General features: G+C 73.4%; 14 protein-coding genes and 1 tRNA gene. 10 read left to right on the plus strand and 5 right to left on the minus strand.

What is annotated here, in order from left to right; translation table 11 throughout:
* Nucleotide 1 precedes the first annotated feature (1 nt).
* Both otnK and otnC read left to right on the plus strand, forming a co-directional pair.
* Nucleotides 2-1,258 carry a 3-oxo-tetronate kinase gene (gene otnK, locus ABD067_RS00675; protein ID WP_343893200.1) on the plus strand — a complete coding sequence of 419 codons (1,257 nt, stop codon included), beginning with the start codon at nucleotides 2-4 and terminating at the stop codon, nucleotides 1,256-1,258.
* Nucleotides 1,255-1,899, plus strand: coding sequence for a 3-oxo-tetronate 4-phosphate decarboxylase (gene otnC / locus ABD067_RS00680; protein ID WP_343893201.1), 645 nt, complete (start codon nucleotides 1,255-1,257; stop codon nucleotides 1,897-1,899). The genes otnK and otnC overlap by 4 nt, the downstream gene beginning before the upstream one ends.
* A 76-nt stretch (nucleotides 1,900-1,975) precedes the next feature.
* Here otnC and ABD067_RS00685 read toward each other — a convergent pair whose 3' ends face one another.
* The 3 genes from ABD067_RS00685 to ABD067_RS00695 form a co-directional block, all read right to left on the minus strand.
* Nucleotides 1,976-2,587, minus strand: coding sequence for a hypothetical protein (locus ABD067_RS00685; RefSeq protein ID WP_343893202.1), 612 nt, complete (start codon nucleotides 2,585-2,587; stop codon nucleotides 1,976-1,978).
* A 545-nt stretch (nucleotides 2,588-3,132) separates the two neighbouring features.
* A complete protein-coding gene (locus tag ABD067_RS00690; protein WP_343893203.1) occupies nucleotides 3,133-4,278 on the minus strand; it encodes a bifunctional 2-methylcitrate synthase/citrate synthase in 1,146 nt (381 codons plus the stop codon).
* A 46-nt stretch (nucleotides 4,279-4,324) separates the two neighbouring features.
* Entirely contained in the window at nucleotides 4,325-5,863 is a 1,539-nt protein-coding gene (locus ABD067_RS00695; RefSeq protein WP_343893204.1) for an MmgE/PrpD family protein, read from the minus strand.
* 150 nt (nucleotides 5,864-6,013) lie between these two features.
* On the opposite strand from ABD067_RS00695, the gene ABD067_RS00700 reads away from it, so the two are divergent.
* Nucleotides 6,014-7,402, plus strand: a complete 1,389-nt coding sequence (locus ABD067_RS00700; RefSeq protein ID WP_343893205.1) for a dihydroorotase — start codon at nucleotides 6,014-6,016, stop codon at nucleotides 7,400-7,402.
* Nucleotides 7,403-7,417: 15 nt separating this feature from the next.
* Here ABD067_RS00700 and tsaD read toward each other — a convergent pair whose 3' ends face one another.
* Nucleotides 7,418-8,497, minus strand: a complete 1,080-nt coding sequence (gene tsaD / locus ABD067_RS00705; protein ID WP_343893206.1) for a tRNA (adenosine(37)-N6)-threonylcarbamoyltransferase complex transferase subunit TsaD — start codon at nucleotides 8,495-8,497, stop codon at nucleotides 7,418-7,420.
* Between the two features lie 27 nt (nucleotides 8,498-8,524).
* On the opposite strand from tsaD, the gene hemC reads away from it, so the two are divergent.
* From hemC to ABD067_RS00730, 5 genes are all read left to right on the plus strand, one after another.
* Entirely contained in the window at nucleotides 8,525-9,559 is a 1,035-nt protein-coding gene (hemC, locus tag ABD067_RS00710) for a hydroxymethylbilane synthase (RefSeq protein WP_343893207.1), read from the plus strand.
* Entirely contained in the window at nucleotides 9,552-10,292 is a 741-nt protein-coding gene (locus tag ABD067_RS00715; RefSeq protein ID WP_343893208.1) for a uroporphyrinogen-III synthase, read from the plus strand. Before hemC ends, ABD067_RS00715 begins: the two co-directional genes overlap by 8 nt.
* Nucleotides 10,293-10,311: 19 nt before the next feature.
* Nucleotides 10,312-11,643 carry a hypothetical protein gene (locus tag ABD067_RS00720; protein WP_343893209.1) on the plus strand — a complete coding sequence of 444 codons (1,332 nt, stop codon included), beginning with the start codon at nucleotides 10,312-10,314 and terminating at the stop codon, nucleotides 11,641-11,643.
* 7 nt (nucleotides 11,644-11,650) lie between these two features.
* Nucleotides 11,651-12,964, plus strand: coding sequence for a heme biosynthesis HemY N-terminal domain-containing protein (locus tag ABD067_RS00725; RefSeq protein ID WP_343893210.1), 1,314 nt, complete (start codon nucleotides 11,651-11,653; stop codon nucleotides 12,962-12,964).
* A gap of 68 nt (nucleotides 12,965-13,032) precedes the next feature.
* A tRNA-Thr gene (locus tag ABD067_RS00730) sits at nucleotides 13,033-13,107 on the plus strand.
* A gap of 861 nt (nucleotides 13,108-13,968) precedes the next feature.
* Here ABD067_RS00730 and ABD067_RS00735 read toward each other — a convergent pair.
* Nucleotides 13,969-14,817: a hypothetical protein gene (locus ABD067_RS00735; RefSeq protein WP_343893211.1), complete on the minus strand. Its 849-nt coding sequence runs from the start codon at nucleotides 14,815-14,817 to the stop codon at nucleotides 13,969-13,971.
* Nucleotides 14,818-16,086: 1,269 nt separating this feature from the next.
* On the opposite strand from ABD067_RS00735, the gene ABD067_RS00740 reads away from it, so the two are divergent.
* Both ABD067_RS00740 and ABD067_RS00745 read left to right on the plus strand, forming a co-directional pair.
* Nucleotides 16,087-16,854, plus strand: coding sequence for a TylF/MycF/NovP-related O-methyltransferase (locus ABD067_RS00740; RefSeq protein ID WP_343893212.1), 768 nt, complete (start codon nucleotides 16,087-16,089; stop codon nucleotides 16,852-16,854).
* A gap of 141 nt (nucleotides 16,855-16,995) precedes the next feature.
* Entirely contained in the window at nucleotides 16,996-17,577 is a 582-nt protein-coding gene (locus ABD067_RS00745) for a tyrosine phosphatase family protein (protein ID WP_343893213.1), read from the plus strand.
* Nucleotides 17,578-17,773 lie beyond the last annotated feature (196 nt).

A 17,773-nucleotide genomic window follows, 5' to 3' on the forward strand; every position in this document is an offset into this window, starting at 1 on the left:
CATGCCGCTCCTGCTCGGCTGCATCGCCGACGACTTCACCGGCGCGACCGACCTCGCCAGCACCCTGGTCAAAGGCGGCATGACCGCGGTGCAGGTGATCGGCGTGCCCGGAGGCCCCTTGCCTGAGGCGGACGCGGTGGTGGTGGCGCTGAAGTCGCGCACCGCGCCGCCGGCGGTCGCGGTGGCGGAGAGCCTCGCCGCCTGCGAAGCGTTGCTGGCGGCGGGCGCCCGTCAGATCTTCTTCAAGTACTGCTCGACCTTCGACAGCACGGAGGCGGGCAACATCGGCCCGGTGGCGGACGCGCTGGTGCGGCGGCTGGGATGCGGCTTCGCCCTGGCGAACCCCGCCTTCCCGACCAACGGCCGCACCGTGTACCAGGGACACCTCTTCGTCGGTCCCGCCCTGCTCAGCGAAAGCGGCATGGAGAACCACCCGCTGACGCCCATGCGCGACGCCAACCTGGTGCGCGTGCTCGGGCGGCAGACGGACGGGGCGGTGGGGCTGGTGCCCTTCGCCACGGTGGAGGCCGGCGCCGCCGCCATCCGCCGCGCCATGACCGGGCTGAAGGAGGGCGGGCGGCGCTACGCGGTCGTGGACGCGCTGACCGACGCCCACCTCCTGGCGATCGGCGAGGCCGCCGCGGGGCAGGCGCTGATCACGGGCGGCTCCGGCGTGGCGATGGGACTGCCGGCCAACTTCCGGCGCGACGGCTCGCTGCCGGAGCGCGGCGACTCCGCCGCGGCGCTGCCGCCGATGGAAGGGCACGCGGCGGTGCTGGCGGGATCCTGCTCGCGCGCGACGCTCGGCCAGATCGGGCTGGCGCGGGACCACGCGCCGACCTTGGAGCTGGACGCGCTGGCCACGCCGGACGCGGCGGAGCTTGTCCGGCAGGCGCTGGACTGGGCGGCGGACAGGCTGGGCGCGGAGCCCATCGTCATCGCCGCGTCCGCGCCGCCCGACCGCGTGGCGGAGCTGCAAGCCAAGCTCGGGCGCGAGGCGGCGGGCGCCCTCGTGGAAGAGGCGATGGCGGGGATCGCGGAGGGGCTGGTGGCGCGCGGGGTGCGGCGCATGGTGGCGGCGGGGGGCGAGACCTCGGGCGCCGTGGTGGCGCGGCTCGGCGTGCGCTCCTTGCGCATCGGGCCGGAGATCGACCCCGGCGTGCCGTGGACCTACGCCGAGCCGGCCGGCCTGCACCTGGCGCTGAAGTCCGGCAACTTCGGCGCCCGCGACTTCTTCCTGAAGGCTTTCGAAGCATGAGCGCCGAATCCGAACTGCGGGATGCGATCTGCGCCCACGGCCGCCTGCTCTACGGCCGCGGCTACTGCGTCGGCAGCGCCGGCAACATCAGCGTCCGCCTGCCCGATGGCGCCGTGCTGATGACGCCGACCAACTCCTGCCTCGGCCGGCTCGACCCGGGGCGGATCAGCAAGCTCGACGCCTCCTGGCGGCACGTCTCCGGCGACCCTCCGTCCAAGGAGGTGTTCATGCACCGCGCCGTGCTCGGGTCGCGGCCGGAGGCGGGGGCGGTGGTCCACCTGCACTCGACCCACGCCACGGCCATCTCCTGCCTCGCCGTGCCGGGCGACCCGGCGCCGCCGATCCCGCCGCTGACGCCCTACTTCGTCATGCGCGTCGGCCGGCGCCTGCCGGTGCTGCCCTACTCGCGGCCGGGCGACCCGGCGATGGAGCCGGCCATCGCCGATGCGGCGAAGGGCGCGCGCGCCATGCTGCTCGGCAACCACGGGCCGGTGGTGAGCGGGAAGACGCTCGACGACGCGGTGTGGGCGGCGGAGGAACTGGAGGAGGCGGCGCGCCTCGCGCTCATGCTGCGTGGGCGGCCGGGCCTGCGGGTGCTGGACGCCGCCCAAGTGGACGACCTGCTCGCCACCTTCGGGTAGCGTCGGGGCGCCGGTCGCGAAAAGGGCGCCGCCCCTGCCGGGACGGCGCCCCTCTACGCCGGGATCGGCTAAGGGATTACTCGGAAGCGGAGCCGCTGCCGCTCTCGGATGTCGAAGCCGGGGCGGAGGACGCGGCGCGCTTCTTGGCGGCGCGGGTGGCGGCCGCCTTCTTCGCCGCTTCGGAGCGGGAAGAGGTGGCGGCGCTGACGGCGGCGGCCCGGCGCGGCGCGGCCTTGCGGGCGGTGGTCGTCGCCTTGCGCGCGGCCGGGGCCTTGCGGGCCGTCGTGGCTTTGCGGGCGGCGGGCGCCTTGCGCGCCGTGGAGGTCGCCTTCCGCGCAGCGGGCTTGCGGGCGGCGGTCGCCTTGCGGGCGGCGGGCTTGCGCGCCGTGGTCGCCTTGCGGGCGGTGGTCGCCTTGCGGGCGGTGGTCGCCTTGCGGGCGGCGGGCTTGCGCGCCGTGGTCGCCTTGCGGGCGGCCGTCGCCTTCTTGGCGGCGGGCTTGCGGGCCGCCGTCGCCTTCTTCGCCGCCGGCTTGCGGGCGGCGGTCGCCTTCTTGGCGGCGGGCTTGCGGGCCGCGGTGGCCTTCTTCGCGGCGGTGGCGCGGCTGCGCGCCGTGCCCTTGGAGGCGGAGCGGCGGCTCGTCGACATGGCCATCGCCTGGGCCTTCGGGGTCTCGGTGGTGTCGGTCATCGTGTCAGGATCTCCGTGGATGCTTCGAGGAACCGGCCGTGGCGGCGGCGTGCGCCGGCGGGCCGTGGTGGGGCAGGCTCGGTCGTGCGACGGAAGCGGCGCGCGGATCCCGTGTCGCGCGTCGCCGGACCGCCCGCTGTCCAGTCCTGCAGAAAAGACGCCGGCGGCGGGCGACCGGCGGCTGCCCGCCGCGTCGCTCGTCCCTCAGCCGCGCGTCCTGGCGCGGGGCAATCGCTTCGCCCTGCACCGGCGCGAGAACCGCGGCGAAGGTTGCCGCCGCCGTCCCGCCCCGTCTGCGGTCCATGGACCGTCCTCTCCTGCCGCGCACATGGTTTGCACTCCGTCCGACCCGCGCATCGTGCGAATCGTTTTAGAGTCGTGCGCGCGACTCACGCTATCTGCACACGCATGGTGCGTGTCAACAAAAACCGTGAACGCGCGCGCGAATTCGGCGCGCGCGCCGCGATGCGCCGCCGTGGGCACGCGACTGGTGCCGCGCCGGATGCGCGAACGNNNNCCGCTGCGGCGGGCGCCGCGGTCGTCGGTCAGCCGCGCTGCGACATCGGCGGCACGGGGCGCTGCTCGAGTCCGGTATAGGCGGAGAGCGGGCGGATCAGCCGGTTGTCCGCGCCCTGCTCGAAGACGTGCGCGGCCCAGCCGGTGATGCGCGAAGCGACGAAGATCGGCGTGAAGAGCGGGATCTCCCAGCCCATGAGGTAGTAGGCGGGGCCGGTCGGGAAATCGAGGTTGGGGTGAATGTTCTTCGCCTTCAGCATCTCGGCGGCGAGGATGCGGCTCGTCTCCATCCACCGGCGGTCGCCCACCACCTCCGCCATCTTCTCGGCGTACTTGGTCATGGTGGGGACGCGGCTGTCGCCGTGCTTGTAGACGCGGTGGCCGAAGCCCATCACCAGCGCGTGGTGGTCGAACTTTCCTTTGAGCCACTCGGCCGCCTTCGAAGGCTCCCCGATCTCCTTCAGCATGTGCATCACCGCCTCGTTGGCCCCGCCGTGGAGCGGGCCCTTGAGGGCGGCGATGGCGGCGGTGATGGCGCCGTGGATGTCCGCGCCGGTCGAGCTGACGGTGCGGGCGGTGAAGGTGGAGGCGTTGAAGGTGTGCTCGGCATAGAGGATCAGGCTGACGTCGAAGCTCTTCACCACCTCCGGCGCCGGCACCTTGCCCTGGACCAGGTGGAACAGGTTCTCGGCGAAGGAGTGCCTCGGGTCGGGCGCCACGACCTCCTGCCCTTTGGAGGCGCGGTGGGCGGCGGCGATGCAGGTCGGGATCTTGGCGAAGAGGCGCATGGCCTTGCGCCGCTGCGCCGCGTCGGAGACGTCTCCGGCCTCCGGGTCCTCCATGCCGAGGAAGGACACCGCCGTCCGGATGGCGTCCATCGGGTGGGCGTCGCGCGGGAAGGCGGCGATGACCTTGTGCAAGGTCTCGCTGATCGGCCGCTCCTTCGCCTCGGCCTCCTTGAACGCGGCGAGCTGCGCTTGGTTCGGCAGCTCGCCGTGCCAGAGGAGGTAGGCGACCTCCTCGAAGGAGCACTCCTCGCACAGCTCCTGCACGGCGTAGCCGCGGTACGTGAGGCTGTTGGTCTCCGGCATCACCTTGGAGACCGCGGAGGTGTCCGCGTATACGCCGACGAGGCCCTTGCGGACCTCGGGCTGGTCGGTCGTCGTCTGGCTCATCGTCCCTTTCCCTTTTCCTTTGCGGGGCGCCCAGCCCCCGACGCCGTCAGAAGATGCCCGGCTTGCCTTCCAGCAACGCGCCGTTGGGCAGCGCGACGTTCAGCTCGCCCAGCTCTCCGGCGGCGAGGCGCGGCAGGTCCTGCGCCACCTCCAGGAAGCGGTTCGCTTCGCGCGCCGAGAGAAGTCCGTCCGTCAGGACGCGGAATTTCCTGATGTAGTCCTCGCGGCCGAACGGCTTGGCGCCGAGCGGGTGGGCGTTGGCGACGGCCATCTCGTCGGTGATGGTGGCGCCGTCCTTGAGGAAGATCTCGATCCGGGCGCCGAAGGCCAGCTCGTCCGGGTCGCGCGAGTGGTAGCGCCGGGTCCACTCCGGGTCTTCGCGGGTCTCGATCTTGTGCCAGAGCCTGACGGTGTCCGCCCGGCCGGCGCGCTTGGGCGCGTAGCTGTCCACGTGGTGCCAGCGCCCGTCCTGGAGGGCGACGGCGAAGATGTACATGATGGAGTGGTCCAGCGTCTCCCGGCTGGCCTTCGGGTCCATCTTCTGCGGGTCGTTGGCGCCGGTGCCGATGACGTAGTGGGTGTGGTGGGAGGTGTGTATCACGACCCGCTCGATGTCGTCCGTGTCGGGCACCCGCTCGCGCATCCGGAAGGCTAGGTCGATCAGGGCTTGGCTTTGGTACTCGGCCGAGTGCTCCTTGGTGTAGCTGTCCATGATGGCGCGCTTGGGCTCGCCGGGCGCGGGCAGCGGCACCTCGTAGTACACGGGATCGTATACGGTGTTCCGCCCTTTGCTGTCGGCCTGGGTGCGTCCGGAGAGCACCCAGGCGACCACCGAGTCCTCGCCTTCGTAGATGGGCGACGGCGCGCCCTCCCCGCGCATGGCCCGGTCCACGGCCTCCACCGCCAGCTTGCCGGCGTGGGCGGGGGCGTAGGCCTTCCAGGAGGAGATCTCGCCCTTGCGGGACTGGCGGAAGGAGACGGAGACGTGCAGCGCCTGCTGCACCGCCTGGAAGATCGTCTCCTGCTTCAGCCCGAGCAGCGTGCCGATGCCGGCGGCGGCGGAGGGGCAGAGGTGGGCGATGTGGTCCACCTTGTGCTCGTGCAGGCAGATGGCGCGGACCAGGTCGATCTGGATCTCGTAGCCGGTGGCGAGCGCCCGGAGCAGGTCCCTCCCCGACCGCTCCATGGTCTGCGCCACGGCCAGGATCGGCGGGATGTTGTCGCCGGGGTGGGAGTAGTCGGCGGCGAGGAAGGTGTCGTGCATGTCCAGCTCGCGCACCGCCGTCCCGTTGGCCCAGGCCGCCCACTCGGGGGAGAAGCGCTTGGCGGCCGGCACGCCGAACACGGTCGCGCCGCCCTTGCGGGGGTGGCCGAGCGCCATGGCGCGGGCGGAGACGACGGGGCGGCGGTTGACGGCGGCGATGGCCACCGAGGCGTTGTCGATGATCCGGTTGATGATCATCTCAGCCACGTCCTTCTGGACCGGCACCCGATCGGCGGCGACGCCGGCGATCTTCCAGGCGAGTTGCTCTTCCCGGGGCAAGAGCGCCTTGGACGGGTAGACCTTCACGGGGTGCTTCTGCATCGCGGCCGGCGTTCCTCTGCTGCTGCGGTCTTCGACGGGGGCTTTCTGTCCCTCCGGCGCGGTTTCGTCCATGCCGGTCGGCGCCCCCGGATTGGCCGCGCCCTTCAGGGCCCATAGGCTCCGCCTCGTTCGGAGCGGAGCGGCAGGGCGATGGAGCAGGCACCCTTTGACCTCGTGATCCTGGGCGACCTGGTGCTGCCGGACGCGGTGCTGCCGGGCGGTTACGTCGCCGTGCGGGGCGAGGCGGTCGCCGCCATCGGCCAGGGCGCGCCCCCGCCGGCCGCCGCCGTCGCGGACCATTCGGGGATGCTGGTGCTGCCGGGGCTGGTGGACGGGCACATGCACACCAGCAGCTCCACCGGCTGGCCGGGCATCGAGGGCGCCACCATGTCGGCCGCGGCGGGCGGCGTCACGACCTGCGTGGACATGCCCTACGACGTGCCCCGGCCGGTCACCGACGCGGCGATCCTCCGCGAGAAGGTCGGGTGGGTGGAGCGCCTCGCCCACGTGGACGTGGCGCTCTACGGCACCATCCGGAAAGAGGGCGGGGTGGAGGCCATCGCCGGATTGGCGGAGGCGGGGGCCTGCTCCTTCAAGCTCTCTACATATGAGTACGACCCGGTGCGCTTCCCGCGCATCGACCACCCGACCATGCTCGAAGCTTTCCGGGAGATCGCCCGCACCGGGCTGATGTGCGCTGTCCACAACGAGGATCAGGAGCTGGTGGCGCGGCTGACCGAAGCCGCCAAGGCGGCGGGGCGGACGGACCCGATCATGCACTGCCGGACGCGCCCGCCCTTGGCGGAGAGCATGGCCAACCTGGCGATCTTCGAGCTGGGATTGGAGGCCGGGGCGCACGTCCACCTCGCGCACTCCTCCCTCGCGCGGGGGTTCGAGGCGGCGCGGCTGTTCCGCGGCATGGGCGGCAAGGCGACCGGCGAGGCCTGCATACAATACCTCTGCATGACGGAAGAGGACCTCGTCCGGCTGGAGGGCTTCGGCAAATGCAACCCGCCCTTCCGGACAGCCGACGAGGTGGAGCGGGTCTGGGCGGCGCTGCTCCGGGGCGAGGTGGCCTACGTCTCCACCGACCACGCGCCCTGGCCGCGGGAGCGCAAGGCGTACACGGGCGACATCTTCGCCCCGGGCGCAGGGCTGACCGGGATGCAGAGCTTCGCGCCGCTGATGTTCACCTTGCTGGAAGAGCGCGGCCTGCCGGTGACGCTGATGGCGCGCTTCTGCGCCGAGCGGCCGGCGCGGTTCCACGGCCTCCACCCGAAGAAGGGCGCCATCCGCGTGGGCGCGGACGCCGACCTCTGCGTGCTGGAACGGGGCGACTTCCGCCTCGACGCGCGCGACATCCGCGACCGGGAGGACGCCCGGTGGTCGCCCTACGACGGCCGGGCGATGCGGGCGCGGGTGGCGGCGACCTGGCTGCGCGGGCGGCGCGTGTGGGACGGGCGCGAGGTGCTGGCGAAGCCGGGCACCGGCCGGTTCGTGCCGCGGCAGCACCGGGAAACCTATTTGGGCGAGGCGTAGCGGCGCAGCCGATCGCTAGGCCGCGGCCATCTCCTCCAACGGCCAGCGCGGCCGCGGCGCGTGGCCCAGCGGGTCGGACAGGCCGAGGCGCAGCCGCTGCGCGCCGGCCCAGGCCACCATCACCGCATTGTCGGTGCAGAGGCGCGGCGGCGGCGCCACCAGCGGCAGGCCGCGTTCCGCCGCCACCCCGGACAGCGCCCCCCGGACCGCGGCGTTGGCCGCGACGCCGCCCGCGATCACCAGCGCGGTCGCCGCGGGGAGCATGGCCAGCGCGTGCGCCGCCCGGTCGGCCAGCACCTCCGCCACCGCCGCTTGGAACGCGGCGGCTATGTCGGCCTTGGCGCCCTCCGGGGAGGCTCCGGGCAGCCGCGCCACGGCCTGCGCCACCGCGGTCTTGAGGCCGCTCCACGAGAAGTCGCAACCCGGGCGGCCCAGCAGCGGCCGGGGCAGCGGCACCCGTCCCGGTTCGCCGCGCGACGCGAGCCGCTCCAACGCCGGCCCGCCGGGCCAGGGCAGGCCGAGCAGCTTGGCCGATTTGTCGAAGGCCTCGCCCACCGCGTCGTCCAGCGTGGTGCCGAGGCGCCGGTAGCGGCCCACGCCCTCCACCGCCACGCACTGGCAATGCCCGCCCGAGAGCAGCAGCAGCAGGTAGGGGAAGGCCACCGGCGGCGAGGCGATGCCCGGCAGGGTCGCGGTCAGGGCGTGAGCTTCGAGGTGGTTCACCGCCACGAAGGGCAGGCCGTTCGCCAGGGCGATGCCTTTGCCGACGGAAGCGCCGACGACCAAGCCGCCGATCAGCCCCGGCCCGGAGGTGGCTGCCACGCCGGCGAGGTCGGCCGGGACGAGGCCCGCTTCGCGCAGCACCCTCTCGGCGAGGCGGGGCAGGTGTTCCAGGTGCGCGCGGGCGGCGATCTCCGGCACCACGCCGCCGAAGGGCGCGTGTTCCTTTTCCTGGCCGAGCACCGCTTCGGCGAGCACGGCGCCGTCGCCCGCGCGCACCACCGCCGCCGCCGTCTCGTCGCAGCTCGACTCCAAACCCAGCACCGCCGCCGCGCCGTCCGAGCGGTCCACGCGCCCCGTGCCCTTTCTTCCCACCGGCGCCGGTCCTATGACCCCCGCGCCATGCCGGCCACCACCAGCCAAACACCCGAACGTCCCGCGGCGGCCGTCGTTCCGGTCCACGACCGCCGCGCGCTGCCGCTCCGCGTGGGCACCCGGGCGTCGCCGCTCGCCCTCTGGCAGACGCGGCACTTCCTGTCGATCGTCACCCGCTTCTGCCCCGTGCTGCGCGACGCGGGGGCTTTCCAGGAGCACCCGATCCGCACCACCGGCGACCGCGTGCAGGACCGGCCGTTGGCGGAGATCGGCGGCAAGGGCCTCTTCGCCAAGGAGATCCACGAGGCGCTGCTGGACCGCCGCGTCGACTTCGCCGTCCACAGCCTCAAGGACCTGGAAACGCAATTGCCGGCCGGCATCGTGCTCGCCTGCACCCTGAGGCGGGAGGACGCGCGGGACGCGCTGATCCTGCCGCCCGGCGCGCGGGTGGAGGACCCGGCCGACCCTTGGGGCGTGCTGCCGGCGGGGGCGGTGGTCGGCACCGCGTCGGTGCGGCGGCAGGCGCAATTGCTGGCGGCGCGGCCGGACCTTTCCGTCACCGCGATCCGCGGCAACGTGCAAACGCGGCTGTCGCGGGTGGCGGAGGGCGAGGTGGCGGCGAGCATGCTGGCGCTGGCCGGGCTGCGCCGCCTCGGGCTGGAAAGCGAGGCGGCGGCGGTGCTCGACCCGGAGGCCATGGTGCCGTCGGCGGGCCAGGGCATCGTGGGCGTCACCGTGCGCGAGGACGACGCAGAACTGCGCGAGTTGCTCGCCGCCATCGAGGACCGCGAGGCCGCCGCGGTCTCCACCGCCGAGCGGGCGCTGCTGGCGGCGCTCGACGGCTCCTGCCGCACACCCATCGGCGGCCACGCGCGGCTGCTGCCGCCGCCGACCGGCGCCCGGCAAGGGCCGGCCTTGCACCTCACCGGCCTCGTGGCGCGCGCCGACGGCTCCTTCCTTCTGAAACGGTCTGTCGTCGGGTCCGCGGGCGACGCGGCGCGGCTGGGCGCGGAACTCGGCCGCGAGTTGCGGCGCGATTCGCCAGGCGACATCTTTGCCTGACGCGGCGGGCGTCCTGGTGACGCGGCCGGAACCCGGCGCTGCGGAAACCGCGCGCCGGGTCGCCGCGCTCGGTTGGGAGCCGGTGCTGGCGCCGGCGCTGGTGCTGGCGCCGCGCTCGGCGGAGCGCGCGCCGCTCCCGCCCGCGCAGGCGCTGTTGCTGCCGAGCCGCGCAGCCGCGCGGGCGGTCCAGCCCGCCTCGCCCGCGGTGCCGGTGCTGGCGGTGGGCGAGGCGACAGCGGCCGAAGCCCGCGCGCACGGCTTCGTGAATGTGACGGCAGCGGACGGTGACGCAGCGGCCCTGGCCGCACTGGCCGCGTCCCGACTCGATCCGGCGGCGGGGCCGTTGCTGTTGGCGGTGGGCGCGGGATACGGCGCGGAACTGGCCGCGGCGCTGCGCGGACACGGCTTCCGCGTGCTGCTCCGCGTGGTGTATTCGGCCGGGCCGGCGGCGGCCTTGCCGGAGCCGGCGCGGGCGGCGCTGGCCTCGGAAGCGGTCGTTGCCGCCCTGTTCTTCTCGCCGCGCTCCGCCGGCTGTGCCATCTCGCTCCTCCGCGCCGCGGGGCTGGCCGGAACCCTGGCGCGCGCCGAAGCGCTGGCGATCAGCCCGCGGGTCGCGGCCGTGTTGGAGGCCGCGGCGCCCGAGCCGCGGTGGCGCGGGTTGCGCGTGGCGGCGCGTCCCGACCAGGATTCCTTGTTGCGGCTCCTCGGCCCCGGGCCGGGCACCAAGAACTGAGGCTTCAGGCAGGCACACGATGAGCGACGCGCCCCCCGAGACTCCCGCCCCCGCGCCCCAGCGGCCGCCCACCTCCTCGGCGGCCCAATTCCGTGTCGATCCGTGGGTGGTGGTGCTCGCCATCGGCGGCATCGTCCTCCTCGCGGCGTTGTACTGGCTGCTGTCGACCCCGCGCGTGACGCGGGCGGACGTGGACGCCGCGCGCATCGGGCAGATCGAGCGGCGCTTCGACGCGCTGGACAACCTGCGGGAGCAGACGGCCGCGCTGACGGCCAAGGTCGAGCAGCTCGGCCCGCTGGAGAACCGCCTCCGCGCGGTCGAGGAGCGGCCCGGCCCGCCCGACATCCGGCCGCTCGAAGCCCAGATCGCCGCCGTCACCGAGCGGGCGACGGCGATCGAGCGCAACGCCGCCCAGACGACCGAGCGCGCCATCGCCAACGAACGGCGCCTCACCGCGCTGGAGGGGCGCCCGGTGTTCGACCCGGCCGCGGTGCCGGAGCGCGCCGCCTTCGACGCGCTGGCCGCCCGCGTCGAGCGGCTGTCGGAGCGCCTGGAGGCGAACACGGCGCGCTTCGGGAACATCGAGGGCGACCTGACCCGGCGCTTGCAGGAGGCCGCGCGCACCCAGGAGGAGCGGCTCCGGGCCGCCGGGGAGGCCGCCAGCCAGCGCGTTTCCGCGGTGGAGCAGCAACTCGGGCAGCGCGTCGCCGCCTCGGAAACGCAAGCGGCGCAGCGCGCGGCGGCGCTGGAAGCGCAGATCGGCCAGCGCTTGGCTTCCATCGAATCCACGCTCGGCCAACGCCTCGAAGCGGCGGAGCGGTCGCTGCAACGCCTCAACGCCCTGGAGGGCCGCACCGCGCGCCTGGCCACCGTGGACGCGCTGCAGCGCGCGCTGACGGCCGGGCAGCCGCTCGGCCAAGCCTTGGGGCGAGTCGACGACCCGCCGCAGGCCCTGGCCCGCTACGCGCAAACCGCGCCGCCGACCGAGGCCTCGCTCCGGCTGTCCTTCGAGGAAGCCGCCCGCGCGGCCCGCGCCGCGTCGGACGCGGCGGCCTCCTTGTCGCCGCAGCCGGACGGCACCCGCCCCGGCGTGGTGGACTCCGCCCTCGCGCGCCTGAGCGGCCTCGTCACCGTGCGCCGCGGCGAGCAGGTGGTGTGGGGCGACGCGGCGGAAGCGGAACTGGAGCGCGCCCGCCGCGCGCTGGACGCCGGGGACCTGGAGGGGAGCCTGGAGTACATCGGCAAGCTCCCGCCCGCCGCGCGCCAAGCGATGGACACCTGGACCGAGCAGGCGCGCGGGCTGATCGCGGCGCGCAACGCGCTCCGACAGATCGCGGCGACGGGGGGCTGACGCCGCGATGCGCCGCGCCATCCTGATCCTCGCCGTCCTCGCGGCCGGCGTCGCCCTCGCCCTTTGGCTGGCCTCCGTCGGCGGCTCCGTCGAGGTCCGTGTCGGCGAGTACGGCATCGACACGCCCATGCCGATCGCGCTGCTCATCCTGGCGCTCGGCTTCCTGCTGTTGCACGGCATCCTCTCCTTCATCGGGTGGATGCGGCGGCTGCCCGGCCGCGTGCGCACGCGCCGCGCCGAGCGAAACCGGGCCGAAGGCGACGCCGCGGTGACGCGGGCGCTGGTCGCGCTCGGCGCCGGCACCGCGGAAACGGCGCGGCTGGAGGTGCGCAAGGCGCGCGCCGCGCTCGGCGACACGCCGCAGGTGCTGCTGCTCACCGCCGAGGCCGAGCGCCTGTCCGGCCGCGAGGAGGCCGCGGAAGAGGCGTTCCGCGCCCTCGCCTCGCGCGAGGACTCGCGCTTCCTCGGACTGCGCGGCCTCCTGCGGCAGGCGATGGCGCGCGGGGACTGGGACGCCGCCCTGGCGCTCGCCCGCGAGGCGGAGTCGGTGCAGCCCGGCGCCGCCTGGGTGCGGGAGGAGCGGGCGCAGCTCGCGCTGCGCACCCGCGACTGGCGCGAGGCGCTGGCGTTGGCGCCGCCCGAAGCGCCGCGGGCCGGCCTGGCGCTCGCCGCGGCCGAGCAGGAACCCGACCCGAACCGCGCCTCGGAGCTGGAGCGCGAAGCCTTCCAGGCCGATCCCGGCTTCGCCCCGGCGGCGCTGGCCCACGCCCGGCGCTTGCGCGACGCCGGCAGCCCGCGCCGCGCCCGCGCCGTGCTGGAAGCGGCCTGGGCGGCGTCGCCCCACCCCGATCTCGCCCCCCCTTACCTGGAGGACGAGCCGGACCCGCTGATGCGCGTCAAAGCCGTGGAGGCTCTGATCCGCCGCAACCCCGGCCATCCGGAAAGCCAGATCCTCCTGGCCCGCACCGCGTTGGACGCGGGCCTGACCGGCCGCGCGCGGGGCGTCCTCGAAGCCTTCGTGCAGTCCGGCCGGGCCGACCGCCGCGCCTTCCTGTTGCTGTCCGAGTTGGAGGAGGCGGAAAAGGGCGACACGCCGGACGCGCGCGCCGCGCAGGCGCATTGGCTGCGCGACGCCGCCAACGCGGCGCCGGAACCGCGCTGGCGCTGCGCCAACTGCGGCACGGACCACGCCGCCTGGGGGCCGGTCTGCTCCGCCTGCGGCACGGTGGGGCAGATCGCCTGGACGGCGACGCCACGCACGGCGATGCCCGTGGCGGCACCAACAGGAGCAGCAACGGCGGCGGCGGCCGATGCGGCGTGAAGGCCGGGCAGGAAGCCGCTTGCGGCGTTGCACCCGATGCAAGCGCGGAGTATGGAACCCGCCGGATCGCCGACGTAGCTCAGCGGTAGAGCAACTGATTCGTAATCAGTAGGTCCCCGGTTCAATCCCGGGCGTCGGCACCAGCTTTCGGCCGCGTTCTTCTCATGGTCACCCGAAGCACCGGGACGGACGGAGGACGTCGTGGCCGGCGCGACGCGTCCGCCCCCCGCGAAAACGCATCCGCAGCAACGGCACCCTGAGACACAAGGCGACCACTTTACCGCCGACCGAAGCCCGGTTCCGTGATCCACGGGTGTTCGGCGGGCGTGCGGCCCGCCGCGTAGCCTCACCTGTTCTTCATAACCCTGGACAGCCTCAACATGGCTCCGGCCTGCGCCCGTGCCTTGAAACCTTGCGCCTTGGCCCGCGCGCGCGCCGCGTCCTTTGCCGGCCAATCCTTCGGCCGGGCGTCGTTCGATTTTCGACCGCTCCCGGTCTCAGCGCCCCCCTGCGGTTCCTTGCAGGCCGCGGGTAACACGCCGATGCGGGTCGCAACGGCCCCCTCAAGCCCGTCGATCCCGAGGCGGTACACAACGGGAAGATCCCGTGCGCGACGTGCTTTGCTCGACAACGGCGCCATCCTTCTCCGTTTCGACGGACATTATGTCATTGCTCCAGCGCCGTTCAAACCAAAGCACCCGGCATCGGCGGCGGTGCCGGCTGTCATCGGCTTCGAGTACGATCGAAGCGGCGGTTCCCGGCGGAACGCGCTTCCTGTCGCGTGCCGCCGGGCGCAAGCTGGAACTCGAAGGACGACGGGAGGGCGTTTCCTGCGAGACGCTTCGTCGTACACGGGATGAAATCATCGAGAGCATCGGCGTAGCGATCACCGACGCCGACTGGCGGTTCCTGCCCTTTCCGACCGTTCCAAACCCAAGTGAGTTCCCCGGCCCTCGCGTGGGGTCAGCCCGCGCTTGCAGCGCCGCGGACAGGCATAGCCCCCTTCAACTCCCGTCATCGCGGAGCGGAAGTTGCGTGTTGGCGGGGTCCTCTGTCGGCCGCCCGTAATCGGGGTGGTCGAACCGGTGCGCGACGAAGATCTGCTCGTGCCAGACTTGCGGCAGGTGCTTGCTGATGTGGCGCAAGCCCGTCACGGGCGCGATCTTCATGCGCGCGTGTTCCTCGTTGAAGTCGTGGATGGCCCGCAGCGCCCCGGTGAACTCGTTGTAAGCCGCGTCGGCGCCGCCGACCATGTCGTCGACATAGCAGACGACGCGCGGCAGGAAGAAGCGGTGGTCCGCCTCGAAGACGCGGAGCGCCGCGACGGTGGAGGAGCGGAGATCCAGGTCGAGCGAGACGAAGCCGATGGGCGGCGGGCGCTCCCGCTCGCAAAACCCCTCCACCGTCTGCGCGACGTTCCCGAGGACAAGCTTGGAGCCCTTCTTCAACCGCCGCTGCAGCCTATCGACGTCCATCGCGTAGTCGCCGGCCTGGAACAGGTAGGGCACGTCGCGGACGTCCTCCGGCGGAGGCAGCCCCGCTCCCGTGTCGAACCCGTAGGTGGCGACCTCGACGCCGGTGTCCCTGCGGGCGAGTTCGGCGTGCCGCTCCAGCGCGAGCAGCCCTTCGCCGCCCGCGACGCCCAACTCGATGGCCGAGATCCGCGGCACGCCGAGCTTGCGCGCCAGCAGGGCCGCTTGGTGCACGCCGTAGCCGTAGTGCGGCCGGTCGACGGAACCGTAGCGGATCTTGTCCTTGTAGCTGAGGAAGCCGAAGCCCTTGTCCAGCAACCGCAGCACCAGGAAGCGGATCGGAACGGGTTCGGCGAGGGCCCCTACGAGTTCTTTGAGCATCGTGCGTTCGCTCCCGATTTCGATCGTGGCGGATCGCGGCCGGCCATCACCGCTCGGGCCGGAGCGTCGGAGGCCCAGTAGGACGCGGCATGCGTTCCTGCCTCCCAGGCGCCGGTTCCGATGACCGCCGGACCCGGTGGAGCGTCCGCCAGAGACCGTCGCGCCGGTTGCCGCATCGCAGGGGCGCCGCGCGGCCGGCGGTGCGGCGAGGCACCACCGGCGCCGAGGGATGCGTCAGGCGAGCCTCGCGGAACCGCCGACGGCTCTGTCGAGCACCACACACGGATGACATCGGTGGTCCATTGGAAATGTGGGCGACACGACCGCCGCGCGTGAGCACGCGGTCGTCGGTGCACATCGACTCGTCGAAGGAGCGCGGGCCACGCGCCTGCACCGCACACGGATCGGGTCAGGCCGCGGGACGCACGGCCAGACGGCCTTGAAGGTCCTTCAGGACGATTCCGCAGCCCCGATGGGGCAGCTATGCATCAAGGTGGCGTGTTGGTGCCCATCGCTGCCGAAGCAATCCGCGGGTTTTGAGCGGTGGATCATTTGGCGCTGCACTTGCCCCGTCAACCGGGAAATGTGCTTTCCCGATTTTGTCAGCGCGGCGCGCCGCCTGTCGGGCGCAGCACGCGCTCGACCTTCCATCGCTCGCGCATCGCGCGGGCAGGCTTGCGGCGGCGGTGCACGTGGCCCGTCCCCGGCGCGACACCGGCAACCGACGCGTTGCAAAGCAAGCCTCACGCCCTTGCGCATCCGCGAATGCCGATTCCGCCTTCCCGCGACCCGGCGCCGTCGCTATCCCCAGCGCAGCATGACGCCGCCTTGAAGCACCGCTGAACCGAGCCGACGACGGTCGGCTCCACACATGGCGCAGCCTGCCCTCAACCGGGCAGCCGCGTCGATGGCGTTCGCGCCGCGTCCTGCGGGGAAGCTTTCCCATCGTCCATACGTGCGTCTGCGAAGCCCGCGGACGGGCCGCCTTGGCCGAACGGCGGGCGACCGCCTTCGCGCTTTGCCTTGAAGGATGGTCGACCGCGCACCGTGGGCGTCCGGCCTCCACATGCCGGGGTGTGGCCGTCGCCGATCGCCACCGCGTCCGGGCTGTCGGGCGGGGCGCGTCCAGCGAGCGCGCCCACGCGCGCGCCGCCGGTGGCGGCGGCCGCGCCCCGACGGGCGGCCCCGCCGGCTTCGCGGAGCGGGTGCCCCGCCGCCGGCCGTGTCCCGAGGCCGAGCCACGACAGAATTCCACAACAAGGAAACACCATGATCAAAACCGCCGCCGTTCGCGCGCTCGACGTTGTCGGTCTGGGCGCGCCGGCTCGCCAAGTCGCGTCCCGCATCCCGCACGTCGCGTCGCGCCTCCGCGACCTCGGCGTCCTCCCCTGGAAGCCGCTCGTCCCGGAGGTCGCGTTCACCGGATGCCTGCGGCACGCGCTGCGGGAGCTCCGGCGCCGCGAACCGGCGGAGGCGATGGGCGACTACTTGGAGTTCGGCGTCAGCCGGGGCACCTCGATGGCCTGCGTCCATCGCGTGCTCCAGGAAAGGGCGCTGTCCCATGTCCGCCTCATCGGCTTCGACTCGTTCGAGGGCATGCCGGCCGAAGCCTCCGGGCAGGGCTGGAGGCCGGGCGAGTTCCGCTCGACGCTCGACGCCACCCGCCGCTACCTCGCAGCGCGCGAGGTCGACCTCGAGCGGGTGACGCTGGTCAAAGGATGGTTCAAGGACACACTGACGCCCGAAACCCGGAGCCGGCTCTCCATCGGCAAGGCGAGCCTGATCCTGATCGATTGCGACATCTACACGGCGTCCAAAGAGGCGCTGGCGTTCAGCGAGCCCCACATCCGCGACCGCGCCGTAGTCGTCTTCGACGACTGGGGGCTGGAAACCAGGATGAGGAACATCGGCCAAAAAGAAGCGTTCGAGGAGTTCCTGGCCGACAACCCCGACATCCACGCGGAGTCCCTCCCGGCTTACGCCCCCCAAGCGCGCGTGTTCATGCTGAGCCGCCGCCCGCCCGCCGGTTCGGATTGACCTGTCGCGGAAGGAAGGAAGGAAGGAAGGAAGGAAGACGACGCGACGCGGCGGGGCCGCTAGGGATGGGGCCGCCGTGTCCGCCCACGCCGCGCCATGCCGCCGGCCGCGGCCGGAGCCGATGCCAGAGGAGCACCGAACATGGAGACGATCGCGCCGTTCAGGATCTCCGTCTGCGGCATCGAGGAGTTGGCCGGGCACTGCGAAACGGGCGTGAGCCACACGCTGTCCATCCTCGACCCGGACTGGCCCGTGCCGGAAGCGTTCGGCGCCTTCGGGGAGCACGCGAAGCTGGAACTCCGCTTCCACGACGTGATCGAGGAAGGCATGCCCGGCACGCTGCCCCCGCGCGAGGAGCATGTCGCGGAACTGCTCACCTTCGGGCGGGACCTGATGGCCGAGCCGTCGCCCGAGGCGCACCTCCTGGTGCATTGCCACGCCGGCGTTTCGCGCTCCACCGCCTCCATGGCGCTCATGCTGGCGCAGGGCTCGCCCGGTGCCGATCCCGACCGGGTCTTCGCCGAGGTGCTGCGCATCCGCCCGCAAGCCTGGCCCAACCTCCGCATCCTGGAGATGGGCGACGCGCTGCTCGGGCGGCGCGGCGCGCTGGTCGCCGCGGCGCGCGGCGTGTACCGGCGGCAGCTCGAAGCGCGGCCGCACCTCGCCGACGAGTTCCGGCGCCACGGCCGGGGCCGGGAGGTGGAGGCGGCGCTGGGCGGCTGAAGCGGCCGACCGCCCCGCGCGCGTTTAACGCCCCCTTCACACGGCCGCCCTAGCCTCCCCGAACACGGCGGAGCGGGCGTGGAGGAGGGGCGGGATGCGGGCAGAAGCGCCGGAACCGGCGGCGGGTGACGCCGCGCTGCGCGGCGGTTGCTGCGCCGCGTGCCCGGCGCGCGACGCGCCCGACCCGCTGACCGGA

This window comes from Craurococcus roseus (assembly GCF_039523795.1).
GTDB lineage: Bacteria > Pseudomonadota > Alphaproteobacteria > Acetobacterales > Acetobacteraceae > Craurococcus > Craurococcus roseus.